We start from the raw sequence: 23,145 nt of genomic DNA, 5'->3' as shown, positions 1-23,145 counted from the left end.
GCGACATCCGGGACCGCTGTCGCTTGTGGCAAGACCCCGGATATCGCTTCGCTCATCCGGGCTACGAGTGCGGTGCCTCACAACACGTGTGACGCCCCCGGGATTTTCCGCAACGCCGCCGTCAGGCCCCAGCTCAGGATCACCGTGAGCATGAATCCGACCGCAGCCTTCACGATCGCCGGCAGCTCGTATTCGAACAGCGCGTACTGGATCCACAGCGCGATCGGGTAGTGCACCAGAAAGATACCGTAGGCGTCCGACTGCATGCGGTCGAGCAGGTTTGGCCCCGGCGCTTTCGAATGCAGGAAGAAGGCGAGGATTGCGAGCAGGATCGAGGCCGAGAACAGCACCAGGAACGTGCCGTAGAACACATGGTACCAGTGCGGCAGCGGATCGGGATTCCCGAGGATCTCGCGCTTGATGTAGATCATGCACCACATCAGGCCGTACGGGATCAGCGTGACGATCACCCACGGCCAGCGGTTCCTCGGCAACTGGCCGTCCGAGCTGAGGATGCCGCGATCGAAGTTCGCCGAACCGACGCTGGCGCCAATGAAGAAGTAGCTGAAGTAGAGCAGGATGCGGCTCGCCTGCACCGAGAACGGACCGAGCTCGAACCATTTGTTGGCGCCGAAATAGACCAGCGCCGGCACGTAGACGACAACGCTGATCGCAGCGAGCGCCAGCCAGAACGCGGCCGGCTGATCGAATCCGCGAAGCGAGACGCGGTTGATGGGGTCGACCAGATGCGCCGAGACCCGGTAGAGCAGGCTTGCGGTGAGATCGAACGCGAGCAGCACCCACACGAACCAGATCGGGCCGCTCGGCCACGGGCCTGACGTCACCGTCTTCCACCAGAACGACGCGAAGGTCAGCTCGGGCTCCTGGCGCAGCGCGATGGCGTAATAGGCGAGCGGGATGACGGTGAGGGCCGCGATCGCGAACGGCAGCCCGAGCCGCAACAGGCGGTCGCGCAGGAAGGCCTGTGGCGCCTTGCGCGCGATGCCCGGCCAGGTGAACAGTCCGGACAGGAAGAAGAACATCGCCATGAAGAAGCTGTCGGTGGCGAGCACGATCACGTCGAAGCCGGCCCAGGAGGCCGGATCGGTGTGACCGAAATGCGTGTAGGGAATCACCGCGTGGTGCAGCAGCACCACCAGCGTCAGGAAGGTGCGGGCGCGATCGAGCGACAGATTGCGCGCTTTGCTCTTCGGCGCGACGTGCGCCTCCGCGCCGATCGTCGCTGAATGTGACATCGTGGTCATGGCTGCCCCGCGCTCCTGCTCCCGGCGGGACTGTGCCGTCGGGAACCGGATTCAGCAAGCCTCGTTTGAGCGGGTCTTCGAGCCCGACAGGATTAGGAACCAGTTCCGGGCAGCAAGGTTAGCGTTCGCCAAAAGAGCGTGAGGCCGCGGGCAAGCGGCACCAATTCGGAGCTAGCGATGACGATCCTGAAATGGGCGCTGATTTTCCTGCTGATCTCGATCGTGGCCGGTGTGCTCGGCTTCACCGGCATCTCGGCCGCCTCCGCCGATGTCGCCCGTTTCCTATTTTACGTCTTCGTCGTGATCTTCCTGGTGCTGCTGATTTTGGGGCTCACGATCTTCAGGGCGTAGCCTGGCTGTGCCAGCACTCTCAGTCGTCATGCCCGGGCTTGTCCCGGGCATCTACGTTCTTCTGGAGCCCGATTGGCCAAGACCGTAGATGGCCGGGACGAGGCCCGGCCATGACGGCGGCGTATATCGTGGCCTACCCCACTTCCTCGATCTTCACCTTGTCCGGGTAGAAGGCGAGATGGCCGGAAATCTCCGTCATCGCGGGGAAGGGTGTCTCATAGGTCCAGATCGCGTTGTCCAGCGTCTTGCCGTCAGCCTTGACGCTGTAATAGCTCGCATCCCCCTTGTAGGGGCAATGGGTGACGCGGTCGGTGCGCTCGAGCAGAGCCATCTTGGTGTCCTCCCGCGGCACATATTGCACCGCCGGATATTTGGCCTCCTTCAAGGTCAGTGCCTTGCTGGTCTCGGCAATCACGATATCGCCCGCCGTGACGCGGACGCGCCTCGGGTTCTGGGTGATCGTGATGGGGTGGTCGGGCCCTGGAAGCTTCATGATTTCACGCCTTTTCGATCGATCTGCCTTGCGCGGCACTTTGTCGTGCCTTTATCCCGATGAGATCAGGGATATAGTGCCGGAAAGCGTGACGCAGAAGGCCGTTCACGCTAAGTTTGAGGTTGCTGGCGAGGGGACCACCGGCAGCGATTCGAGACCAGAAGGAGCGAGACCCGAATGCCCATGGACGCCCACGATATCGAGGCGATGATCAAGGCGGCGATCCCCGATGCCGAAGTGACCATCCGTGACCTCGCCGGCGACGGCGACCACTATGCCGCGACCGTGATCTCGGAATCCTTCCGCGGCAAGTCCCGCGTCCAGCAGCACCAAATCGTCTATCAGTCCCTGCGCGGCCAGATGGGCGGCGTGCTGCATGCGTTGGCGCTGCAAACCGGCGTGCCGGGCGCTTGATCTGATCGCGCGACGGGGGGCGACGATGGCTGCGGACAATCCTCGCGGCGCGATGTTTCGCGTCATCGTGCCAAACCAGCACAGCCGCGTCACCAATGTCGAGCTGTTCTTCGACCTCGTCTTCGTCTTCGCCGTCACGCAGGTGTCGCACACGCTGCTGCACCATTTCACGCCGCTCGGCGCGGTGCACGTCACCGTGCTGTTCCTCGCGGTGTGGTGGGTGTGGGTCTACACCGCCTGGGTCACCAACTGGCTCAATCCCGAGCTGACGCCTGTCCGCGTCATGCTCTTCCTGATGATGCTGGGCGGCCTCGTGCTGTCGACGACGATCCCGACCGCGTTCGAGGGGCGGGGCCTGTGGTTTGCGATCGCCTACGCGACGATGCAGCTCGGGCGAACCGCATTCTGGCTGTTCGCAACGCCACGGCATCGGACGGCTGTGCGGCATAACGCGATTCGTATCCTGACCTGGCTCTCGATCTCCGCGGTGCTGTGGGTCGCCGGCGGCCTGTCCGAGGGCGAGACGCGGCTATGGCTGTGGATTGCGGCCGTCGCCTGGGAGTACGTCTCGCCAGCGGCACGCTTCTGGGTCCCCAAGCTCGGCTTCTCGTCGGTCGAGGCCTGGGCCGTCGAGGGCGGCCACATGGCCGAGCGCTGCTCTCTCTTCGTCATCATCGCGCTCGGCGAAGCCGTCGTCGTCAACGGTGCGACCTTTGCCGAGCTGACCTGGACCGCGGACAATATCCTGGCCTTCGTCTCCGCGTTGGTCGGCGCCATCGCGATGTGGTGGGTCTACTTCCACAAGGGGGCGGAGGCCGGCTCCGAGCGGATCTCGAAGTCCACCGAATCCGGCCGGCTGGCGCGGCTCGCCTATACCTATCTGCACATGCCGATCATCGCCGGCATCATCCTGACCGCGGTGTCGGACGAACTGGTGCTGAAGCACCCGAGCGGCCATTCCGATGTCCGCACCATCGTGAGCACGATCGGCGGACCGCTGGTGTTCCTGATCGGCACCATCCTGTTCAAGCACGCGATCCGCGGCTTCCTCCAGCTCTCGCACGGCATCGGAATCATCCTGCTGCTGGTGCTGTGGTGGTTCGCCGCCGATCTCCCGCCGCTCTGGCTCTCGGTCGCGACGACCGCGATCTTGATCGTGGTGGCGGTGTGGGAGTCGCTATCGCTGGGATCGGCAACCGAGGAGGCCGAGGAGCATTGAACGGCGCGCGGCGGTGGCGCGGAGCGTCTACTCCGCCACCTCCAGCGCATGCACCGAGAACATCTCGGCTGCGTCCGTCCAGCTTTCGCGCACCCGCCAGCCCGCTCCTTGCGCCAACGCGGCGAAGCGCTCGAGGCTGTATTTGTAGCTGTTCTCGGTGTGGATGCTCTCGCCCGGACGGAACGAGAAGCTGGTGCCGAGCAGGCGCACGGTCTGGCTCTTCTTGCTGATCAGATGCATCTCGATGCGGTGCCGCTCGCGGTTGTAGATGGCGCGGTGGGTGAAAGCGGACAGATCGAAATTGCCGCCGAGCTCGCGGTTGATGCGCACGAGAACGTTGAGGTTGAAGCGCGCGGTAACGCCGGCGGCATCGTTATAGGCGTCATGCAGCACGCGCTCTTCCTTTTCGAGGTCGGCGCCGATGATCATCTGCGCGCCCCGGCCCAGGATCTCGCGCGCGCTCTTCAGGAAGGCCTGTGCTTCATGCGGCTCGAAATTGCCGATGGTCGAGCCCGGGAAGAAGCCGACCTTGGGCATGGATGCGACCTGCTTGGGCAGCTCGAACGGCGTCGTGAAGTCGGCTGCGACCGGATAAATGCCGAGCGTCGGGAAGTCACGCTTCAGGCCGCTCGCCTGCGCCTTCAGGAAGTCGCCGGATATGTCCACGGGGACATAGGCCGCGAATTTGCAATGACCCAGCAGCAGGCGGACCTTCGTGGTCGCGCCCGCGCCAAATTCGACCAGAGCTGCGTGCTCCGGAATGATCTTCGCGATCTCGCTGCCGCGCTCCTTCAGGATCGATAGCTCGGTGCGGGTCGGATAATATTCCGGCAGACGCGTGATCGCCTCGAACAGCTCCGAGCCGGTCGCATCGTAGAAATATTTCGGCGACAGCTTTTTCGGCTGCTGCGAGAGGTCCTCGATGGCCTCGCGGGCGAAGGCGGTGGTCTGCTCGTCGGGAAGATGGGCTTCGGCCAAAGCGCTGGCGTGCACATTCATGATACTCTCCTGAACGCGCTGTCCGGCGCGCATTTGTCGTCGGATAGGAATTTTACTCGTAGTCGGCGAGCCGCAGCCCCGTGAATTGCCAACGGTGGTGCGGATAGAAGAAGTTCCGATAGGTGATACGGCTGTGGCCCTCCGGAGTTGCAAGCGAGGAGCCGCGCAGCACCAGCTGGTTGACCATGAACTTGCCGTTGTACTCGCCGAGCGCGCCTTCGATGGCGCGGTAGCCGGGGTAGGGCGCGTACGCGCTGCGGGTCCACTGCCAGACGATGCCGAAGGCGTCGTTGAGCTGGCCCGCGCGGGCGGCGACCTCCCATTCCATTTCGGTCGGCAGATGCTTTCCGGCCCAGCGCGCGAAGGCATCGGCCTCGTAATAACTGACGTGGCAGACGGGCACGTCGGGATCGACCGGCTCGAGGCCGGCGAGCGTCATCACTTGCCACGCGCCATCAACTTCGCGCCAATGGCCTGGGGCCTGCCAGTCTTCCTTGCTGGCTGCGGCAAAGCCGTCCATCAGCCACAATGTTGCAGTCCGGTAGCCGCCATCGCGCATGAAGGCGAGCCACTCGCCGTTGGTGACGAGGTTGCGCGCGACCTTGACCGGGCCCACCAGGGCGCGGTGCGCCGGCTTCTCGTTGTCGAAATGAAAGCCCTCGTCGACATGACCGACGGTGTGGATGCCTTCGTTCAGCATCAGCCAGTCCTCGCCTGAGCGCGTCGGGGCGGGGAAGCGCCACTCGGGATCGTAGGCCGGATAGACCGGGTTCTGCGCGAAGGCATGCAGGATGTCGGTGAACATCAATTCCTGATGCTGCTGCTCATGGTTCAGCCCGACCTCGACCAGCGGCGCGATCTTGCGAAGCTTGTCGGCACCGGCCTCGCGGAAGAATTTGACGACCGCGGCATCGACATATCTGCGGTAAGCACCGACCTCGTCGGCGCTGGGGCGGGTGATGTCGCCGCGATGATTGCGGGCATGACGCGGGCCGGCGCTGACGTAATAGGAATTGAACAGGAATGCGAAATCGGGGTTAAAGGCCCGATAGCCCGCAGCGTGCTCCCTGAGCAGGAATTGCTCCCAGAACCAGGTGGTATGCGCCCGATGCCATTTTGTCGGGCTCGCATCGGGCATGGACTGGATCTGCTGGTCTTCCGGCGACAGCGGTGCGGCCCGGCGTTCGGTCCCATTGCGGACGGCAACAAATGCGTCTTCCAGCCTCCGGGCGAGGCCGCCCTGACCGGAGCTTGACGAAAACGGGGCGGTGGCCGAAGCGGAGGCTTGTTTCGTCACGTTTTTCTCCAGACAGGACAAGAGAACGTTGTTGGCGTTGCCCGGTTCCAAAAACCGGGTTCGTCCTAGATAGGGGCTCCGTTACGGTATGAAAGTCCTCCCGGGCGATGATATTCGCGTCATCATGCAATGCGGCTGGCGTCACCAAGGGGCGGCCGCCCAGGGGCTGTTCGCCGCCATTTTACTTTGGATGCACAACGGTTTGGGCTACATATATGAGCAGATATCGGGCTAGATCGGCTGAGCCGGCCCGAAGCGATCGTTGAGGCCCCAGAAGGACACAGATATGAGCATCGAGGAATTCATCGCCAACGAAGTGAAGTCGAACGACGTGGTTCTGTTCATGAAGGGCACGCCGCAATTTCCGCAGTGCGGTTTCTCCGGCCAGGTCGTCCAGATCCTCGACCATATCGGCGTCGGCTATAAGGGCCTCAACGTCCTCGAATCCGCAGAACTGCGCAACGGCATCAAGACCTTCTCCAACTGGCCGACCATCCCGCAGCTCTATGTAAAGGGCGAGTTCGTCGGCGGCTGCGACATCGTCCGCGAGATGTTCCAGGCCGGCGAATTGCAGCAGCTCCTCTCCGAGAAGGGCGTCGTCGTCGCGGCTTGACCCGTGACCCGGCTGACGCGCCGGATCGGCGGCGCCGATCTCGAGATCGTCGTTGCCGACATCACCACGCTCGGCGTTGACGCCATCGTCAACGCGGCCAACACGTCGCTCCTTGGCGGGGGCGGCGTGGATGGGGCGATCCATCGGGCTGCCGGGCCCGATCTGGTGGCCGAATGCCGTATGCTTCACGGCTGCAAGACCGGCGATGCCAAGATCACCAAGGGCTACCGACTCAAAGCGGCCCATGTGATCCACACTGTCGGGCCGGTCTGGAATGGCGGAACGCTCGGAGAGGACGATCTGCTCGCCTCCTGTTATCGCCGGTCGATGGAGCTGTGCGGCAAGCACACGCTAACCTCCGTGGCATTCCCCGCGATTTCGACCGGCATTTTCCGCTTCCCCGCCGACCGGGCGGCAGACATCGCCGTGCGCACGACGATCGAAGGGCTCTCTGCCGCGCCGTCCGTGACCCGGGTCGTGTTCTGCTGCTTCGCCGAGCCCGGCGCGAAGCTGCATGCCGAGGCGCTTGAGCGGCACAGCGGCCCTTGTGCCTGATCATGCGGTCGGTACACTCCGTCGGACCATGTTCCGGGGAGGGGATATGATTTTACAGTCCGGACTGCGTGCGCTGCTCTGCGGCGTGCTGGTGTCGCTCGGCGCAATATCGCTGGCACGCGCGGAAGGAACCTACGAGATTCCGGCCAGCGCGCATTTCAATCAGGACAAGCTCGCCAAGGTGAGCGAGTTCTTCAAGAACGAGGTCGCGACCGGCAAGATCGCCGGTGCAACCGTCTTGATCCAGCAGCACGGCAAGCCGGTCTATCACGAAGCCTTCGGCGTGCAGGACGTCGTCAGCAAGGCACCGATCACGGACAAAACGATCTTCCGCCTGTTCTCGATGAGCAAGGCGATCACCTCGGTGGTCGCGGTGCGGATGATCGAGGACGGCAAGATCAAGCTGGATGATCCCGTCTCGAAATACATTCCGTCGTTCGCCAATGTAAAGGTCGGCGTCGAGAAGAAGGCCGAGGACGGCAGCAAGTCGCTCGAACTGGTGCCGCCCAACCGGCCGATGACGGTCCACGATTTGATGACGCACACCTCGGGCATCACCTATGGCTTCTATGGCGACAGCCTGGTCCGCAAAGCCTATCGCGAAGCCAATATCTATGCCGGCGATTTCGACCTCGCCGAGTTCGCAGAACGGATCGCAAAACTGCCGCTGCACAACCAGCCGGGGGCTCTCTGGCAATATGGCCATTCCACCGACGTTCTCGCGCGTGTGATGGAGGTCGCGGCCGGCAAGCCCCTGATCGACATCATGCGGGACAAGCTGCTCGATCCGCTCGGCATGGTCGACACCGGTTTCTTCGTCACGGCTCCCGAGAAGCAGAAGCTGCTGGCGCAGCCAGTGCCGAACGACAGCGATTTCCGGGTCGGCCGGATCAATGATCCGACGGTGGTCAAGAAGATCCAATTCGCCAGCGGCGGCATGGTGACGACCATGGCCGACTACGAGCGCTTCGCGCAGATGCTGCTCAATGGCGGCAGCCTCGACGGCAAGACCATCCTCAAGCCCGAGACGTTCAAGCTGATGGTGACTGATCAGGTCGGCCCGGGCTCGGGCGTCGATCGCGATTATTTCTACTTCCCCGGCGACGGATTTGGCTTCGGCCTCGGGCTCGCGGTCCGCACCGATCCCGGTAATGCCAAGCCGCCGCCGCCCGGCGATCTCGGCGAGTTGAAATGGGATGGCGCCTCCGGCTGCTATTTCGTGATCGACCCGAAGCAGGACATGTTCTTCGTGCTGCTGGAGCAAACCCCGACCGAGCGCCAGCGGGTGCAGCGGACCTTGAAACAGTTGGTCTATGAAGCCATGGAGAAATGAAATGAGCGGGCGCCGCGCGCTGATCGCGGCGCTCGTTCTTCTGGTCGGCGTGGTCTGTGCGCGTGCAAGCTCCGAGCGCGCCGCGCACAAATTCTCAGCCGAAGGCCTCGCAAAGGTCTCTGCCTACATCCGGAACGAGGTTGCGACCGGAAAGATTCCGGGGGCCATCCTGCTGCTCCAGCAACACGGCAAGCCGGTCTACTACGAGAATTTCGGCGTCCGCGACGTCGCGACCAGGACCCCGATGAGCGCGGACACGATCTTCCGCCTCTATTCGATGTCGAAGCCGATCACGTCAGTCATGGCGATGATGCTGGTCGAAGAGGGCAAGCTTTCGCTCGAGGATCCCGTCGCAAAGTACATTCCGGCCTTTGCCGACATGAAGGTCGGTGTCGAGAGGAGGGGCGAGGGGGGCAAGGTCGCGCTGACGCTGGAGTCGCAGCAGCGTCCCGTCACGATCAAGGACCTGTTGCGTCATACCGCGGGCCTGCCCTACGGCGCCACTGGCGGCAGTGCGGTGCGCGAGCTCTATGCTGCGGCCAACCTCTTCAACAGCGATCTGTCCAATGCCGACTTCGCCGCGAAGATCGCCGCGCTGCCGCTCGCCGAGCAGGCAGGCACAGTGTGGGCCTACGGCTTTGCCACCGACGTGCTCGGCCGCGTCGTCGAGGTGGTCTCGGGCAAGACGCTGCTGCAGTTCGAGAAGGAGCGGCTGCTCGATCCGCTGGGCATGACCGAGACCGCGTTCCATGTGGCCGATCCCGCCAAGTTTCCGCGCATCGCCGAGCCGATGCCGGAGGACCGCCACATCAGTCCAACGACTGAGGTCCGCGACATCAGGCGGCCCATGACATGGGAATCGGGCGGCGGCGGCCTGGTCGGCACAGTCGGCGACTACGCCCGTTTCGCCCAGATGCTGCTGAATGGCGGTACCTATGAAAGCCGCCGCTATCTCAAGGCCGAGACCATCGCGCTGATGGCGTCGGACCACATCGGCCCTGAGACCAGGATCGGGCGCGACCAGAACTATTATCCGGGCGGCAGTTCCGGCTTCGGCCTCGGCTTCGCCGTGCGCACCTCGGCGCCGCCGGGCACGTCATGGCCACTCGGCGAGTATCGATGGGACGGCGTCGGCGGCACCTTCTTCTTCATCGATCCCGAGGATGATCTGTTCGGGATCTTCATGGTGCAGACGCCGTCGCAGCGCAGCCGGATTCAGCTGGCGTTGAAGACGCTGATTTACCAGGCGATGGGGCGGTAGTCGCGGACGTTCAGCCGCTGTCGTAGCCCGGATGAGCGAAGCGACATCCGGGGTCTCTGCACGTAAATTCCCGGGTATCGCTGCGCTCACCCGGGCCCACGGGACTTACGCCCCGCGGACGATCTCGCGCACGTATCCGATCGTCTCCTCGATCTGGCTCGCATTGACGTCGAGATGGGTGCAGGCGCGGATGCGGCCGTCCATCATCGCAAGCGTCACGCCGCGCTGGCGCAGTGCCGCGACCATCTTGTCGCCGGCAATGCCGGCGCCATCGGGCTTGAAGAACACGAGATTGGTCTCGGGCTCCTGCACCTCGATGCCTGCGATTTGCGACAGCCCGCGGGCGAGCGCGCGCGCATTGGCGTGGTCGTCGGCAAGGCGCTCGACGTGATGGTCGAGCGCGTAGATACAGGCGGCGGCACAGACCCCGGCCTGCCGCATCGAGCCGCCGAGGCGCTGCTTCCACTGCCAGACTGCATCGATGAAGGCGCGCGTGCCCGCAAGCACGCCGCCGATCGGCGCGCCCAGGCCCTTGGAGAAGTCGATCCAGGCCGAGTCCCAGCCTGCGGTCATGTCGCGCGGCGAGATGCCGCTCGCGACTGTGGCATTGAGCAGGCGCGCGCCGTCCATGTGGGTGATGAGGCCGTGTTGCTTGGCGATCGCGACGATCTCGTCGAGATCAGCCTTCTTCCAGATCGTGCCGCCGCCGATATTGGCGGTCTGCTCGACGCTGACGACCGTCTGCGGCGGCTGATAGCGCGTGCGCGGATGCAGCGCTTTCCGGAACGTCTCCGGCGTGAACTGGCCGTCGGGACCCTTCAACTGGGTGACCTGGAAGCCACCGATCGCGGCATGCGCGCCGCCTTCGCGCGCGATGATGTGCGCGGTCTCATGCGCCAGGATCTCGTCGCCCGGACGGCAATGCACCAGCGTCGCGGTGACGTTGCACATCGTGCCGGACGGCATATAGACCGCGGCCTCCTTGCCGAGCAGATCGGCCACGCGCTCGCACAGCGCATTCACGGTCGGATCGTCGCCGACCTGCTCGTCGCCGACCTCCGCCCGCGCCATCGCCTCGCGCATCGCAGCCGTGGGCCTCGTCTGCGTGTCCGAGAGCAGGTTGATGCGCACCGGCGGCGCCTTGGGATCGATCGGGGGCGGGGTGTAGAGCATGCGACGGCTCCTCAAGCATTGCGGCCACTGAAATGTGGCTCTTAAGCAAAAAGGCCCCGGCGAACCGGGGCCTTTCGATATTCAGATCTTAGCGCGAATAGAATTCGACGACCAGATGCGGCTCCATCTGCACCGGGAACGGCACGTCGGAGAGATGAGGGATGCGCACGTATTTCGCGGTCATCTTGCCGTGGTCGACTTCGAGATAGTCCGGGGTGTCGCGCTCGGGGAGCTGGCTGGCTTCGAGGACGTGGGCGAGCTGCTTGGAAGCTTCCTTGACCTCGATCACGTCGCCGATCTTGACCTGATAGCTCGAGATGTTGACCTTGCGGCCGTTCACCTTGACGTGGCCGTGGTTGATGAACTGGCGCGCGGCGAAGATCGTCGAGACGAACTTGGCGCGGTACACGACCGCGTCGAGACGGCGCTCGAGCAGGCCGATCAGGTTCTCGCCCGTGTCACCCTTGAGGCGGCTGGCCTCGACATAGATGCTGTGGAACTGGCGCTCGGAGATGTTAGCGTAGTAGCCCTTCAGCTTCTGCTTGGCGCGCAGCTGCACGCCGAAGTCGGAGAGCTTGCCCTTGCGGCGCTGGCCGTGCTGGCCGGGGCCGTACTCGCGGCGGTTGACGGGGCTCTTCGGGCGGCCCCAGATGTTCTGGCCCATACGGCGATCGAGTTTATACTTCGCCTCACTGCGCTTAGTCATCGCGTCCTCTTTGGGTTCACGGTTTGAGGAAACGCGCCCTCCTGTGTGACGGGGCTAGCCCGGCACTGACAGGTCCGATCCCCAAAGCTTAAGGGACAAGACCACGGGTCGCGAAACGCTTCGCGGGCCGAAATCGGCCCGCGAGCAGGCGGCTTTTAGGTGAGTTTGGCCCGTTCTGTCAATGCGAATGGCCGCGAAATCAGGTCCCGACCGCCCGGATCGGCTTTGACCCGGCGGATCGCAATTCGGCAGCGATTTCAGTGTTCAGGACCTGTTCCAGCCGGGTCAGGACCCGGGCGATGGGGGCGGCGTCGGTGACGCGGTGATCCCACCGGATCACGACATGAATGGTCTGGTCCGCCTCAACCATCCCATAGCTGACGATAAAGGGGCCTGGCGTGATGGGGTGGAGCTCGCCGCCGCCATAGGCGGCCACCGAGCTTACGGCAAAGCTGCCGAACCAATTGCCGCGTTGCCGGCCGAAATTCAGGCCGATCGCCCAGGACAGGCGCCGCAGCGGCAGTGGGAGGCGGGTCGCCCGCATGATCTTGCGGAACATGGGAACGTCCCCGACCGGCGCCGTCTTGGCGTGCCGGATCTCGGCATCGACGGCCGCCAGCGTCATCGTGTCGGGGCCCGCGATTCGCTGCGGGATCACGCATTCCTCGCCATGGTCGATCCGGGCGATCGCCACCAGCGCCACGCTCTTGGGTAGCTCATAGAGGGTCGGCCAAGGCCATTTGGCGTAGACGGTGCGCAGGATCGGCTCGTCCCTGGCCACGAGGGCGAAGGCCTTGACGAACATCGCGGCCCAGCCGGCAGGCGTCGTTGCGGCCGCGCGGGCCTCCAGCACAGGGCGGATATTGAGCGAACGGGATAGCGAAACGAACGGCACGCCCATCGAGGCATGCATGAGGTCGCAAATCAAACGGCGCCGCAGCGAGATGGTCTTGGGCGTCCCGCGCATTGGTCTCCGGTTCCGGATCAAAGATTAAAATATGTGCAGCGAGCGGGTTCCCACTCGCTTGCCTGCTCTAGCATGAACCAACCCGCTCGGGGCCAGTCGGTTCGCCGCATCAGGGCGCCGGCGACGCCAGCGGCTTGGTCTTGTCGACGACGTAAACTCCCAGCACTTTCATGGTCTTATCGCCATGAGCCTTGGCGTCGTGCACGACGCCTGCCGGGATCTGATAGGAATCGCCGGCTTTGAGGGTTTTCTCTGGCTGCCCATCGATGAGAAGATTCAGCTCGCCTTCGAGCACGTAGCCGGTCTCGATCCCCGGATGGGTATGGCGTCCGGCCGCGCCGCCCGCCGGGACTTCCGCAATGGCGGTGATGGTGTTGTAGCCATCCGGGAATTCGACTTTCTGGAGTGGGGTGCGCTTGATGCCGGGCTGCTGGGCGAAGGCGGCAACGGCAAGGCCGGCAAAGGACAGAGCGAGCAAAGTCTTTTTAAGCATGGTTTTCCTCCCTGGACCGACCCTAGCAGCGCGGCAGTCCCCGGCAAGGTGGCAATCGGCCTGTTCAGCGCCTGATCCCCTCGAATGCCGCCATGATGCCGCGCTGGAACAGCGACCAGTCGAAGCCGAGCGCGATCGCGCGATAGCCGCGGTCGACGAGGGCATTGGCCTGGTCGGCAGTGCGGGCCACGCCGCCGATCGGCACGCCGCTTCTGAGGATGCCGGCCTCGGCGCGGGCGACCAGCTCCAGCAACTCCGGGTCGTCCATCCGGCCGCGCTTGTTGATGGACGTCGCGAGGTCGCCGGGGCCTATCACCGCGACGTCGATGCCGGGCGTTGCCATGATCTCGTCGATGCGGTTGACGGCATCGACGTGCTCGATGGTGATCATGCAGATCATCTCGTCATCGGCTGATGCCATGTAGTCCGGCATCGACTGGCCCCAGCGGAACGGCGCGTGGAACGGTCCCCAGAGCCGATCGCCGCGCGGCGGGTAGCGCACGCTGCGCACCGCCTTCTCGGCATCAGTGCGGTTGGTGATCATCGGAAAGTTGATGCCGAAGGCCCCGATATCCATCGGCGCCTTCGCAAGCCACGGCTCGTTCGCCGCGATCCGCACCAAGGGGGTGCACGGCGTGCCGGTCGTCGCCGCGATCATCGCATGCGCTTCGGTGAGCCCAATCGGTCCATGCTCGAGATCGACGATGATCCAGTCGAGCGAGCGCGCCATGATCTGCACGGTCTGCACGCTCGGGATGGTCGCAATGGCGCCGAAGGCGGGACGGCCTTCGCGCCAAAGCTGGCGGAGGCGGTTGAGCGGCGTGGTCGGGACCGACATGGAAAAGGCCTGCGGCTAGGTGACGACGCTAAAACCTAGCAGCGCGCCGTCGCCGCGCAAGGTCAGGCCAGGGCGCGACCGCCGAAGAACGGCGTCAGCATGGTCGAAAGGCCATGCACGCGGTTCGAGGTGAAGATCATCTCGGCGCGCTCCTGCGCGATGCCGCCGATCCGCGGGCCGAGCAGGTCCGAGACGCGGCGGGCGATCGCCGGCGCTGGATCGATCCAGTCGACAGGCCATGGGGCCAGCCGCTTCAGCCGGTCGAGCAGCAGCGGATAATGCGTGCAGGCGAGCACGACGGTGTCGGTGCGGGATGCCACATTCCCGGCGTCGCCGACGAAGCAGGGAGCGAGTTCGGCGAGGATGGCCTCGTCGCTGATCGGAGCGCCGCTGAGCTCGGCTTCAGCCAGCGAGGCGAGCTCGGGCGAGCCGACCAGCGTCACCTCGCATCCTTGCGCGAAATCGCGGATCAGAGCCTTGGTGTATTCGCGCTTTACCGTGCCCTTGGTGCCGAGCACCGAGACGCGGCGGGTCCTCGACTGCGCGCAGGCCGGCTTGATCGCCGGCACCGTGCCGACAAAGGGCACGGAATAAGCGGCGCGCAGGTGCGACAGGACCAGGGTGGACGCCGTGTTGCAGGCGATGACGACGAGGTCGGGATCATGCGTGCCGATCAGTTCACCCATCAGCGGCACGACGCGGGCGATGATCTCGTCCTCGCTGTGGTGGCCGTAGGGGAAGAAGGCGTCGTCGGCGACGTAGGCAAAGTGCGCGTCCGGCCGCGCAGCCACGACCTCACGGAGCACCGTGAGCCCGCCAAGGCCGGAATCGAACACCAGGATCGTCGGAGAATTGGTCACAGAATTACCCTAGCCCGCCATGGTTACCATTCGGTTTTTAGGGCGATTTTGCGGCGGAGACCGCTTGGGGCCGATTTGGAAGGCTTGAATGTGCCGGGGCATGTCCGCAAAATTCCGGGAAGCCGGCAATCACGACGTATGATGCGGCGTCACAGTGCTCCCATTTGCGTCCGCAGGAGGCCTCATGCTCACCGTCCATCATCTCGGCAAGTCCCAGTCCGAGCGCATCGTCTGGCTGTGCGAGGAGTTGGGAATTCCATATGAGCTGAAGCGCTACACGCGTGATGCAGCGACTATGCTGGCACCGGCCGAGTACAAAGCGCTGCATCCGGCCGGCACGGCACCGGTCATCACCGACGGCGAGTTGGTGCTTGCGGAATCCGGCGCCGTCGTCGACTACATCGTGGCAAAATACGGCAACGGCCGACTCGTGCTCGGCCCCGATGAGCGAGCCTTCGCGCAGTTTCTGTATTGGCTTCATTTCGCCAACGGTACGTTGCAACCCGGGATGGGGCGGATGATGATCCTGAGCCGGCTCGATCTCGCCAAGGACAACCCGACCCTGCGCGCGATGAAGGGGCGTCTCGATCGCGCTTACGACCTCCTCGACGCCAGGCTTGGCGAGGCCGAATATCTGGCGGGCAGCGCCTTCACCACCGCCGATATCATGACGGTGTTCTCGCTCACCACCATGCGCTACTTCCAGCCCTATGATCTTCAGCGTTGTCCGAACGTGGTCGGATATCTCGGCCGCATCGGCGACCGTCCGGCCTACCGGCGCGCGATGGAGAAGGGCGATCCGGGCATGGCGTTGCTGCTGAGCTGAGCTTCGGTCAAGCGATCCTGTTCGTCGTGGCCGACCGCGCCGTCGCCAGCTGTTTCTGCAGACGATCGATGTTTTGCAGCAGGCGCTGGCTGGTTAGCACCAGGAAGTAATAGCCGAACTGTGGATCCTGGAAGTAGATCTCCAGCAGGCGGTCATAGGTGATCGTCAGCACCTGGCCGTCCTCGATGCATTCGATCGTTCCGGTGCGGCGGTTGTCCGGCGTCAGGAAGCCAAGTTCGCCCATCAGTGCGCCCGGCCCGATCTCGACGTTGATCTCCTTGACCAGGAACTTGCCGGTGACCGTGAGCAGCATCTCCTTGGCGGGATCGCCCAGCTTGAAGAGCGTATCGCCCCGGCGATATTTGCGCTCGGTCATGAACGGCTTGAGCCATTCGATCGACATGTCGCCTTCGGCGGCGTGGCGTGCCTTCTTGACCAGCTTGAGCATCTGCCGCAGGCGCAGGGCGTTGATCGGAAGCAGCAGCAGATAGAGCAGGAACGTCGCGACGTTGGCGGTGAGCGCGCCGAACACGGCGAAGAACGCGCAGCCGACCATGTTGGCGACGCGCAGTGGCACCATGGTCCGCATCAAGAGGGTGGCGACGAAGAAGCCGGCGCCGACCGCGGCGAACAGATTGGCGAACGTGATGTTGTGGACAAAGATCTCCAGCAGCCGATTGAAGATCGCGTCATAGGTGACGTTGTTGGGATCGAGGCCCATCTGGACCAGGATCTTCGCGATCCTGAGGTTATCCGTTGCCGCATCGAGGATGCGGTCAAGGATCGAGGAAATGTCTGCGCTGCCGGACGGCATGGTACTAACCCCGCGTAAGGCCTTCAGTCCTGGTCGGTATGCTCGAAACGTATAGCCGAATTCGGATGACGGCCGCCTGAAATGAAGCCTTCGGCCGCCACGCCGCAAGAGGCAAATTTTAGCCTGATTAGGCGTTTCGGCAATTGCCCGTTGGTTGCGCGTCTGGCTGCAACACGGCCGTGATTCGGGCAGGCTTCGGCGTCGCGAGGGGGCCAATGCCCCCAGGCGGGCGTTGGACGATCTTCGCCTTAGGGCTTGGCGGCGGGTTGGACGACCTGCTGCTCGACGAGGCCAAGACGACCGGGCAGCGAGCCGGCGCGCAGCAGCATGGCGACGCTGTTGGCCTCATCCAGGGTGAAGTTGCCGGAAATCTGGCCGGAGCCGCCGGTGATGGGCTCGCGGATCACGGGGGCGGAAATCACCTTGTCGTCGAGCGCGATGGCGAAGGGCATTCCAACGTTCTCTGCGGTGATGTGGGCGAAGCGCCGCGCACCGCGGCCGTTGAAGCGGAACGAGGCGATCGGCTCTTTCGTCCCGCTGGCAAACCCCGGGCCTGCATAGCTGATGTCGTCACCGTCGAGCGCGCTGGCCTTGACGAGATAAGGGAGCTTGTCCTTGAAGCCGAACATGACTTCCGTCCCCGCCGGAGGCGTGCCGGATTGCGCCTGCTCCGCCGACATCGTGACATCGATCAGGCGGAAGCTGACCTTGACCTTCCTGGCGAAGATCGCAGTGATACGCTCGGGCTCCATCATGCCTGGCAGGAAGATGCGGATGCGGTCCGTTCCCTCAGGCTGGACGCTGGCAAGTGTGACGCCGGCGTCCTTGAGGCGCTGTTCGATCATGGCGATGGAATCTTCGACGAGATCGCGCTGCCGCGCGGCCGATGCGGCGTCGGTCGGGGCGAGCCTGATCAGCCCGTCTCCGGCGTCGGTCACGGTGAGCGCCTGCGTGGGCAATCCCTCTGCCGCCGAGGCGAGCTTGCGCGTGAGCAGGTCGCGACCCTTGGCGTCGGCGATCTTCAATTCGACACCGCCGTCACGGATGACAAGGCCGGAGAAGGCGATCCGGCCCTCGCGTAAGATCTTGTAGACGTCGTCGCGCAGATCCGTGGTGACCGTCTCCCGCAAGGCGTCGCGGTCCACCTTGTAGATAATGCGCGATCCGCCCAGCTTCTCCATCTTGTCGGTGATGAATGCCGCGACCTTCGCGTGCATCTTGTCGAGCTGGGTGTCCCCGGCGAAGGTTGCGGAGGGCAGGGCCATCGTGGATGCGATGGCGAACGCAGCGATCAGCCGGTTGATGCGGTTCCGCGCGGGCGTCGTCATTATGACCTCAAGTCTTGCGGCAGGGCGCTGGGAGCGAATTCCAGCGCCAGTTCTTGGTCCCCGGGTCGGCCCCAGAGGTTCAAGCGTCGCAGGTCTAGGCAATGGACGAACGCCAAATCATCCATCATTCTGTGGTCTCGGCCGACCATCGGCCGAGGCCTCGCCGCACCAAAATGTCAAAAGACAGAGGCGGGGACGTGCATCTGAGGGAGGACGGAATTCCATGGCGGGTATCCACGCGCTCGATCGGTTTATCGGCAACGACTATCTGGACCTGGCGACGGACGCGGAAGTCCGGGCCTTCGAGCAGGTTCCTTATGCCGATCGGGTCGCGGCCGAGAGCACCTATGACGCGATCAGGCTGGGTGCCGCGCGGAATCCCGATGGCGCGGCGATCCAGTTCCTGCAAAACGCGGATCCCGCCGACACGCCGGTTGTAGTCACCTATCGCGATTTCATCGCGCGCGTCACGCAGGCCGCCAACATGTTTCATGCGCTCGGTGCGGAGAAGGGCGACGTCATCAGCTTCATGCTGCCGCTGGTGCCCGATGCGTTCGTGACGCTGTTCGGCGCCGAGGCCGCGGGCATCGCCAATCCCGTCAATCCGCTGCTGGAGCCGCACCAGCTCGCCGAGATCCTGGAGGCCGCGAACACGAAGATCCTGGTGGCGCTCGGTCCGATGCCGGGCACCGATATCTGGCAGAAGGTCGAGCAGATCCGACCGCAACTGAAGAATCTCAAGGCGATCGTGCAGGTGTTCGGCGGCGGCGATCCCGGCAAGGGCATCTTTGCCTTCAGCGACCTGATCAAGCAGCAGCCGTCCGACCGGCTCGTCAGCGGGCGCAAGATTTCGGGTGCCGACATCGCCGCCTATTTCCACACCGGGGGCACCACCGGCACGCCAAAGCTTGTGCGGCACACCCATACCAATCAGGTCTATCAGGCCTGGGCGCTCAACCTGCTGCTGAAGGCGAAACCGGGCGCAAACCTGCTGTTCGGCATGCCGCTGTTTCACGTCGGCGGTTCACTGACGCAGGTGCTGCTGACGCTGTCGGCCGGCGGCTCGCTGGTCGTGCTGTCGCCGAGTGGCTGGCGCAATCCGAATGCGGTGAAGAATATCTGGCAGCTTGTCGAACGCTTCAAGCCGGAGGCGCTGTCGAGCGTGCCGACGGTGTTGGCCGCGACGCTCGCGGTGCCGCCTGGCAACGCTGATATCTCCAGCCTGAAATACGCCGCCGGCGGCGGCTCGGCGATTCCTGTCGCCGTGGGTTCGGCGATCCAGGACAAGCTGAAGCTGCCCGTGGTCGAGGTCTACGGCATGACCGAGACCTCGAGCGTGCACACGCTAGCTTATCCGTCACGGCCGATCCGGCTCGGCTCCGTAGGTCTGCCGATGCCTTATTCTCGCGTGCGCATCGTGCAGCTCGATGCCGATGGCCGCCTGATCCGCGACTGCAAGCCGGACGAAATCGGTGTCGTCATCATGGCCGGGCCCGGCGTGTTCGGCGGCTATCTCAACGACGAGCACAACAACGGCGCCTTCGTCGACGAGATCTGGGTCAATTCCGGCGATCTCGGCCGCCTCGATGCCGATGGCTATCTCTGGATCACCGGCCGCGCCAAGGACCTCGTGATCCGCGGCGGCCACAACATCGACCCGGCGCCGATCGAGGAGATCATGTTCCGCCATCCGGCCGTCGGCTTCGCCGCCGTGGTCGGCCAGCCCGACGCCTATGCCGGCGAGCTACCGGTGGGATACGTGCAGCTGAAACCGGGCGCCAAGGTCGAGCCGGGGGAATTGGAGACGTGGGTGCGCGAGCGCACGCCGGAGCGCGCCGCCGTCCCGGTGCAGGTCATTCCGATCGATCCGATGCCGGTGACTGGCGTCGGCAAGGTGTTCAAGCCGCAGCTGCGCTGGGACGCGGCCGAGCGCGTGTTCACCAAGGTGCTCACGCCGCTGGTCGAACGCGGCATCGATTGCAGGGTCAAAGTCGGTGCCCATGGCAGTCACGGATCGATCGCCACCGTGACCCTTGCCGGCCTGCCGTCGGAGCAGCGCGAGGCGGTTGCGAGCGAGGTACACGCGCTGCTTGCACCCTTCGTGATGCGCCACGAGGTGGTGCAAATGTAGCGCGGTTTCTGCATACCCCCAAAGCAGGGCGACGCTTCGCCGCATTATCCTTACCCCCGTTCGAGGAGCCCTATGTGACCAGTATCACATAGGAAGAATTAGCAATCTGCGACGCTACCGAATAGTCTCGTGGAATTGCATCCGGGGGGACGCAAGTGATTCCGTTTCGGTTATTTGCATTGTTGATATTGACGATGGGACTTGCCTGCGGACCGGCGCATGCCGACCGCCGGGTGGCGCTCGTCATTGGCAATTCAGCTTACAAAAGTGCTCCCAAGCTCGGTAACCCTGCGAACGATGCCACTCTGGTCGGCGGCATGTTCAAGAAGGCTGGCTTCGATTCCGTCGACGTCAGACTTGATCTCAGTGCCAGCGAGATGCGGCGCATGTTGCGTGAGTTTGCCGGCAGGACGCGCGATGCGGAGATGGCGGTGATCTACTACGCCGGCCACGGTATCGAGCTCGACGGAACCAACTATCTCATTCCGACCGACGCGTCGCTGGAGACGGACGGCGACGTTCTCGACGAGACTATTCCAGTGGAGCGCGCGCTGTTCGCCGTCGAGCCCGCCAAGCAATTGCGCCTGATCATCCTGGATGCCTGCCGCGACAACCCGTTCGCGAAGTCGATGAAGCGCACGTTGGCTTCGCGCGCGATCGGGCGTGGCCTGGCCAAGGTTGAGCCGACCAGTCCCAACACGATGATTGCGTTCGCCGCAAAGGCGGGATCGACCGCGTCCGACGGCGATTCCCGAAACAGCCCGTTCGCCGCCGCGCTGGTCGAGCATCTGCCGAAGCCGGGCCTTGATTTGCGCAAGGCCTTCGGCTTCGTGCGCGACGATGTGCTCAAGAGCACAGGCTACAAGCAGGAGCCCTATGTGTACGGCTCGCTTGGCGGCGACGACGTGCCCTTGGTTGCGGTCAAGCCGGCTGCGACCGGTCCTCAGGCCAACCCGCAGGAGGCCGTGCGCAGGGACTATGAACTCGCGCTTCAGCTGGCGACCCGCGACGGCTGGGAAGCGTTTCTGACGGCGTATCCGGACGGCTTCTACGCCAACCTCGCCAAGGGTCAGTTGAACAAGATCAGCGCCGAAGAGACGCGCGCTTCGGCCGAACAAAAAGCCAAGGCAGCCGAGCAGGAAAAGGCAAGACTCATCTCCGAGCGGGCCCAGAAGGCCGAGCAGGAGAAGGCAGCGGCTGCGGCCAAGGCTGCCGAAGAGGCGCGGATCGCGGCGGAGAAGCAGAAGCAGATCGAGCAGGCGAGGGCCGAGGCGGCCGAGCACCAGCGCAAGCTGGCTGAGGCGGCGGCGGCGAAGGCATTGGCCGAGAAGCAGGCGGCGGAAAAAGCCAAGGCCGAGCTCGCTGCAAAGCAGGCCGCGGAGAAAGCGGAGCAGGCCGCAAAGCCGGCCGCCGATCGGCAGCTGCCCGAAGTCGAGAACCAGAAAGTGGCCGCGCTCTCGCCCGGGCCGGCGTCCACATTGTCAGCCGCCGACCTCGCCAAATCCGTACAGAGCGAACTGCGCCGCGTCGGTTGCCTGACCTCGTCTGCGGAGAGCGAGTGGAGTTCAGCCGCGCAGCGCTCGCTGACGCTGTTCAACAAATATGCCGGCACCCAGTTCGACGTGAAGCTTGCTAGCGTCGACGCGCTCGATGCGCTGAAGGCCAAGCCGGGACGCGTCTGCCCGCTGGTGTGCAATTTCGGCTTCAAGGCCGACGGCGATCAATGCGTGAAGATCACCTGCCGCGCCGGCTATCGCGTCGGTGACGACAATGAGTGCGAGAAGATCCCGGAGAAGAAACCGGTCGCGACGCGCGAGGAGTCGAGGAGGCGGGACACGGATCGAAAACAAACGGAGGCCGCTCCCTCGACGCCACAGGCCTCGGGGCAGATGATCTGCAACAACGCCGGATGTAGGCCGATCGCCAAGGGGTGCCGGCTCGGAACGGCAAATCATCCTTCCAATCCTGCGAGCAAGATACCAGCCGAAATATGCAACTGATGATGAAGCAGATACTTCAGGCTTGCTCCATCGCATTCGGAGCTCTCGCTTGTCTTGCTCTGTGTTGCAGCCCAGCGCTCGCCGATAAGCGCGTCGCGCTCGTCATCGGCAATTCCGCCTACAAGAGCGTGCCGAAGCTTGGCAATCCCGCGAACGACGCCGGCTTGGTCGGCGGCATGCTGAGGAAAGCCGGCTTCGATACGGTCGACGTCAAGCAGGACTTGAACGCGTCTGAAATGCGCAAGGCGCTGCGCGAATTCGGCGGGCGGACCCGGGATGCCGATGTCGCGGTGATCTACTATGCGGGCCACGGCATGGAGGTGGACGGCACCAATTATCTGATCCCGACCGATGCCGCGCTCGAGACCGACACCGACGTCTACGACGAGGCGTTACCGATCGATCGCGTGCTGGTGAGCATCGAGCCCGCCAAACAGCTTCGTCTCGTCATTCTCGATGCCTGCCGCGACAATCCGTTCGCCAAATCCATGAAGCGCACCGTGGCCTCGCGCGCGATCGGCCGCGGGCTCGCCAAGGTCGAGCCAACCACTCCGAACACGATGATCGCGTTCGCGGCCAAGGCCGGTTCGACGGCGTCCGACGGAGACTCCAGAAACAGCCCGTTCGCCACGGCTCTCGCAGACCACCTGCCAAAGCCCGGCCTGGATCTGCGCAAAGCGTTCGGCTTCGTGCGCGATGACGTGCTGAAGAGCACCGCGAACAAGCAAGAGCCTTTCGTGTATGGCTCGCTCGGCGGCGATGACGTGCCGCTCGTTCCTGCCAAGCCCGTTGCGAGCGGCCCGCAACCCAATCCGCAGTCTGAGCTCAGGCGAGACTATGAACTTGCGCTCCAACTCGGCACCCGGGACGGGTGGGAAGCGTTCCTGGCGCAATATCCTGAGGGATTCTATGCCAATCTCGCCAAAGGCCAGTTGAACAAGATCGGCGCCGAGGAGACGCGTGCCTCAGCCGAGCAAAAGGCAAGGGCGGCCGAGCAGGAAAAGACCAGGCTGATTGCCGAGCGCGCCCAGAAGGCCGAGCAGGACAAGGCGGCCGCTGCAGCCAAGGTTGCCGAAGACGCCCGCATTGCCGCAGAGAGGCAGAAGCAGATCGAGCAGGCGAGGGCCGAGGCGGCCGAGCACCAGCGCAAGGTCGCCGAGGCGGCCGCAGCGAAGGCATTGGCCGAGAAGCAGGCCGCGGAGAAGGCCA

General features: G+C 64.2%; 23 protein-coding genes. 11 read left to right on the top strand and 12 right to left on the bottom strand.

What is annotated here, in order from left to right; genetic code table 11:
• Nucleotides 1–77: 77 nt before the first annotated feature.
• Nucleotides 78–1,265: an acyltransferase gene (locus tag MOV74_RS04960; RefSeq protein WP_246918692.1), complete on the bottom strand. Its 1,188-nt coding sequence runs from the start codon at nt 1,263–1,265 to the stop codon at nt 78–80.
• Nucleotides 1,266–1,442: 177 nt separating this feature from the next.
• Between MOV74_RS04960 and MOV74_RS04955 the strand changes: the two genes are divergently transcribed.
• Nucleotides 1,443–1,616: a DUF1328 domain-containing protein gene (locus MOV74_RS04955; protein ID WP_092228199.1), complete on the top strand. Its 174-nt coding sequence runs from the start codon at nt 1,443–1,445 to the stop codon at nt 1,614–1,616.
• 133 nt (nt 1,617–1,749) lie between these two features.
• Here MOV74_RS04955 and MOV74_RS04950 read toward each other — a convergent pair whose 3' ends face one another.
• Entirely contained in the window at nt 1,750–2,109 is a 360-nt protein-coding gene (locus MOV74_RS04950; protein WP_246918689.1) for a DUF427 domain-containing protein, read from the bottom strand.
• Between the two features lie 177 nt (nt 2,110–2,286).
• On the opposite strand from MOV74_RS04950, the gene MOV74_RS04945 reads away from it, so the two are divergent.
• Together MOV74_RS04945 and MOV74_RS04940 are read left to right on the top strand one after the other, a co-directional pair.
• Complete coding sequence (locus tag MOV74_RS04945; RefSeq protein ID WP_018316584.1) at nt 2,287–2,523, top strand: BolA family protein; 237 nt, start codon at nt 2,287–2,289, stop codon at nt 2,521–2,523.
• Nucleotides 2,524–2,548: 25 nt separating this feature from the next.
• A complete protein-coding gene (locus MOV74_RS04940; RefSeq protein ID WP_246918687.1) occupies nt 2,549–3,742 on the top strand; it encodes a low temperature requirement protein A in 1,194 nt (397 codons plus the stop codon).
• Nucleotides 3,743–3,769: 27 nt separating this feature from the next.
• Here MOV74_RS04940 and egtD read toward each other — a convergent pair whose 3' ends face one another.
• Both egtD and egtB read right to left on the bottom strand, forming a co-directional pair.
• A complete protein-coding gene (gene egtD / locus MOV74_RS04935; protein WP_246918685.1) occupies nt 3,770–4,741 on the bottom strand; it encodes an L-histidine N(alpha)-methyltransferase in 972 nt (323 codons plus the stop codon).
• Nucleotides 4,742–4,793: 52 nt separating this feature from the next.
• Nucleotides 4,794–6,089 (bottom strand): ergothioneine biosynthesis protein EgtB, encoded by a 1,296-nt coding sequence (gene egtB / locus MOV74_RS04930; protein ID WP_246918683.1) that lies wholly within the window; start codon nt 6,087–6,089, stop codon nt 4,794–4,796.
• A gap of 235 nt (nt 6,090–6,324) precedes the next feature.
• Here egtB and grxD point away from each other — a divergent pair, with 235 nt between their 5' ends.
• Genes grxD through MOV74_RS04910 form a run of 4 tightly spaced genes read left to right on the top strand, consistent with a single transcriptional unit; the run spans nt 6,325 to nt 9,800 of the window.
• Nucleotides 6,325–6,651, top strand: a complete 327-nt coding sequence (gene grxD, locus MOV74_RS04925) for a Grx4 family monothiol glutaredoxin (RefSeq protein ID WP_157333797.1) — start codon at nt 6,325–6,327, stop codon at nt 6,649–6,651.
• Nucleotides 6,652–6,654: 3 nt separating this feature from the next.
• A complete protein-coding gene (locus MOV74_RS04920) occupies nt 6,655–7,206 on the top strand; it encodes an O-acetyl-ADP-ribose deacetylase (RefSeq protein WP_246918681.1) in 552 nt (183 codons plus the stop codon).
• Nucleotides 7,207–7,252: 46 nt separating this feature from the next.
• Nucleotides 7,253–8,539 carry a serine hydrolase gene (locus MOV74_RS04915; RefSeq protein ID WP_246918679.1) on the top strand — a complete coding sequence of 429 codons (1,287 nt, stop codon included), beginning with the start codon at nt 7,253–7,255 and terminating at the stop codon, nt 8,537–8,539.
• 1 nt (nt 8,540) lies between these two features.
• Nucleotides 8,541–9,800 carry a serine hydrolase gene (locus MOV74_RS04910; RefSeq protein ID WP_246918677.1) on the top strand — a complete coding sequence of 420 codons (1,260 nt, stop codon included), beginning with the start codon at nt 8,541–8,543 and terminating at the stop codon, nt 9,798–9,800.
• Between the two features lie 105 nt (nt 9,801–9,905).
• Here the strand turns inward: MOV74_RS04910 and MOV74_RS04905 are convergent, their stop codons facing one another.
• From MOV74_RS04905 to murI, 6 genes are all read right to left on the bottom strand, one after another.
• The gene (locus MOV74_RS04905) at nt 9,906–10,973 is read right to left on the bottom strand and encodes a low specificity L-threonine aldolase (RefSeq protein ID WP_246918675.1); all 1,068 of its coding nucleotides are present in this window, start codon (nt 10,971–10,973) and stop codon (nt 9,906–9,908) included.
• 88 nt (nt 10,974–11,061) lie between these two features.
• A complete protein-coding gene (gene rpsD / locus MOV74_RS04900) occupies nt 11,062–11,679 on the bottom strand; it encodes a 30S ribosomal protein S4 (protein ID WP_094895629.1) in 618 nt (205 codons plus the stop codon).
• A 199-nt stretch (nt 11,680–11,878) separates the two neighbouring features.
• The gene (locus tag MOV74_RS04895; RefSeq protein WP_246918673.1) at nt 11,879–12,646 is read right to left on the bottom strand and encodes an acyltransferase; all 768 of its coding nucleotides are present in this window, start codon (nt 12,644–12,646) and stop codon (nt 11,879–11,881) included.
• Between the two features lie 109 nt (nt 12,647–12,755).
• Nucleotides 12,756–13,139, bottom strand: a complete 384-nt coding sequence (locus tag MOV74_RS04890; protein WP_246918671.1) for a cupin domain-containing protein — start codon at nt 13,137–13,139, stop codon at nt 12,756–12,758.
• A 64-nt stretch (nt 13,140–13,203) separates the two neighbouring features.
• Nucleotides 13,204–13,977, bottom strand: a complete 774-nt coding sequence (locus tag MOV74_RS04885) for an HpcH/HpaI aldolase/citrate lyase family protein (protein WP_246918669.1) — start codon at nt 13,975–13,977, stop codon at nt 13,204–13,206.
• Nucleotides 13,978–14,039: 62 nt separating this feature from the next.
• On the bottom strand, nt 14,040–14,837 hold the full coding sequence (gene murI, locus MOV74_RS04880) for a glutamate racemase (protein ID WP_246918667.1): 798 nt from the start codon (nt 14,835–14,837) through the stop codon (nt 14,040–14,042).
• Between the two features lie 184 nt (nt 14,838–15,021).
• On the opposite strand from murI, the gene MOV74_RS04875 reads away from it, so the two are divergent.
• On the top strand, nt 15,022–15,663 hold the full coding sequence (locus MOV74_RS04875) for a glutathione S-transferase family protein (RefSeq protein ID WP_246918665.1): 642 nt from the start codon (nt 15,022–15,024) through the stop codon (nt 15,661–15,663).
• A gap of 7 nt (nt 15,664–15,670) precedes the next feature.
• Here the strand turns inward: MOV74_RS04875 and MOV74_RS04870 are convergent, their stop codons facing one another.
• On the bottom strand, nt 15,671–16,477 hold the full coding sequence (locus MOV74_RS04870) for a Crp/Fnr family transcriptional regulator (RefSeq protein ID WP_246918663.1): 807 nt from the start codon (nt 16,475–16,477) through the stop codon (nt 15,671–15,673).
• Between the two features lie 248 nt (nt 16,478–16,725).
• Nucleotides 16,726–17,805 (bottom strand): SecDF P1 head subdomain-containing protein, encoded by a 1,080-nt coding sequence (locus MOV74_RS04865; RefSeq protein ID WP_246918661.1) that lies wholly within the window; start codon nt 17,803–17,805, stop codon nt 16,726–16,728.
• 223 nt (nt 17,806–18,028) lie between these two features.
• Between MOV74_RS04865 and MOV74_RS04860 the strand changes: the two genes are divergently transcribed.
• The 3 genes from MOV74_RS04860 to MOV74_RS04850 form a co-directional block, all read left to right on the top strand.
• The gene (locus tag MOV74_RS04860; protein WP_246918659.1) at nt 18,029–19,936 is read left to right on the top strand and encodes an acyl-CoA synthetase; all 1,908 of its coding nucleotides are present in this window, start codon (nt 18,029–18,031) and stop codon (nt 19,934–19,936) included.
• A gap of 194 nt (nt 19,937–20,130) precedes the next feature.
• Nucleotides 20,131–21,936 (top strand): caspase family protein, encoded by a 1,806-nt coding sequence (locus tag MOV74_RS04855; RefSeq protein ID WP_246918657.1) that lies wholly within the window; start codon nt 20,131–20,133, stop codon nt 21,934–21,936.
• The coding region (locus MOV74_RS04850) for a caspase family protein (RefSeq protein WP_246918655.1) at nt 21,936–23,145 on the top strand (1,210 nt) is incomplete at its 3' end. The genes MOV74_RS04855 and MOV74_RS04850, both read left to right, overlap by 1 nt.

The sequence above is a fragment of the Bradyrhizobium sp. SHOUNA76 genome (assembly GCF_023006445.1).
GTDB lineage: Bacteria > Pseudomonadota > Alphaproteobacteria > Rhizobiales > Xanthobacteraceae > Bradyrhizobium.
Note: the sequence above shows the minus strand (reverse complement) of the source record. Positions and strands in the feature narration are given on the sequence as shown.

Excerpts from the sequence above, each read along its gene's own strand:
- MOV74_RS04960 (WP_246918692.1), bottom strand. The coding sequence starts at position 1,265 with ATGACCACGATGTCACATTCAGCGACGATCGGCGCGGAGGCGCACGTC.
- MOV74_RS04955 (WP_092228199.1), top strand. The coding sequence starts at position 1,443 with ATGACGATCCTGAAATGGGCGCTGATTTTCCTGCTGATCTCGATCGTG.
- MOV74_RS04950 (WP_246918689.1), bottom strand. The coding sequence starts at position 2,109 with ATGAAGCTTCCAGGGCCCGACCACCCCATCACGATCACCCAGAACCCG.
- MOV74_RS04945 (WP_018316584.1), top strand. The coding sequence starts at position 2,287 with ATGCCCATGGACGCCCACGATATCGAGGCGATGATCAAGGCGGCGATC.
- MOV74_RS04940 (WP_246918687.1), top strand. The coding sequence starts at position 2,549 with ATGGCTGCGGACAATCCTCGCGGCGCGATGTTTCGCGTCATCGTGCCA.
- egtD (WP_246918685.1), bottom strand. The coding sequence starts at position 4,741 with ATGAATGTGCACGCCAGCGCTTTGGCCGAAGCCCATCTTCCCGACGAG.
- grxD (WP_157333797.1), top strand. The coding sequence starts at position 6,325 with ATGAGCATCGAGGAATTCATCGCCAACGAAGTGAAGTCGAACGACGTG.
- MOV74_RS04915 (WP_246918679.1), top strand. The coding sequence starts at position 7,253 with ATGATTTTACAGTCCGGACTGCGTGCGCTGCTCTGCGGCGTGCTGGTG.
- MOV74_RS04910 (WP_246918677.1), top strand. The coding sequence starts at position 8,541 with ATGAGCGGGCGCCGCGCGCTGATCGCGGCGCTCGTTCTTCTGGTCGGC.
- MOV74_RS04905 (WP_246918675.1), bottom strand. The coding sequence starts at position 10,973 with ATGCTCTACACCCCGCCCCCGATCGATCCCAAGGCGCCGCCGGTGCGC.
- rpsD (WP_094895629.1), bottom strand. The coding sequence starts at position 11,679 with ATGACTAAGCGCAGTGAGGCGAAGTATAAACTCGATCGCCGTATGGGC.
- MOV74_RS04895 (WP_246918673.1), bottom strand. The coding sequence starts at position 12,646 with ATGCGCGGGACGCCCAAGACCATCTCGCTGCGGCGCCGTTTGATTTGC.
- MOV74_RS04890 (WP_246918671.1), bottom strand. The coding sequence starts at position 13,139 with ATGCTTAAAAAGACTTTGCTCGCTCTGTCCTTTGCCGGCCTTGCCGTT.
- MOV74_RS04885 (WP_246918669.1), bottom strand. The coding sequence starts at position 13,977 with ATGTCGGTCCCGACCACGCCGCTCAACCGCCTCCGCCAGCTTTGGCGC.
- MOV74_RS04875 (WP_246918665.1), top strand. The coding sequence starts at position 15,022 with ATGCTCACCGTCCATCATCTCGGCAAGTCCCAGTCCGAGCGCATCGTC.
- MOV74_RS04870 (WP_246918663.1), bottom strand. The coding sequence starts at position 16,477 with ATGCCGTCCGGCAGCGCAGACATTTCCTCGATCCTTGACCGCATCCTC.
- MOV74_RS04865 (WP_246918661.1), bottom strand. The coding sequence starts at position 17,805 with ATGACGACGCCCGCGCGGAACCGCATCAACCGGCTGATCGCTGCGTTC.
- MOV74_RS04860 (WP_246918659.1), top strand. The coding sequence starts at position 18,029 with ATGGCGGGTATCCACGCGCTCGATCGGTTTATCGGCAACGACTATCTG.
- MOV74_RS04855 (WP_246918657.1), top strand. The coding sequence starts at position 20,131 with ATGGGACTTGCCTGCGGACCGGCGCATGCCGACCGCCGGGTGGCGCTC.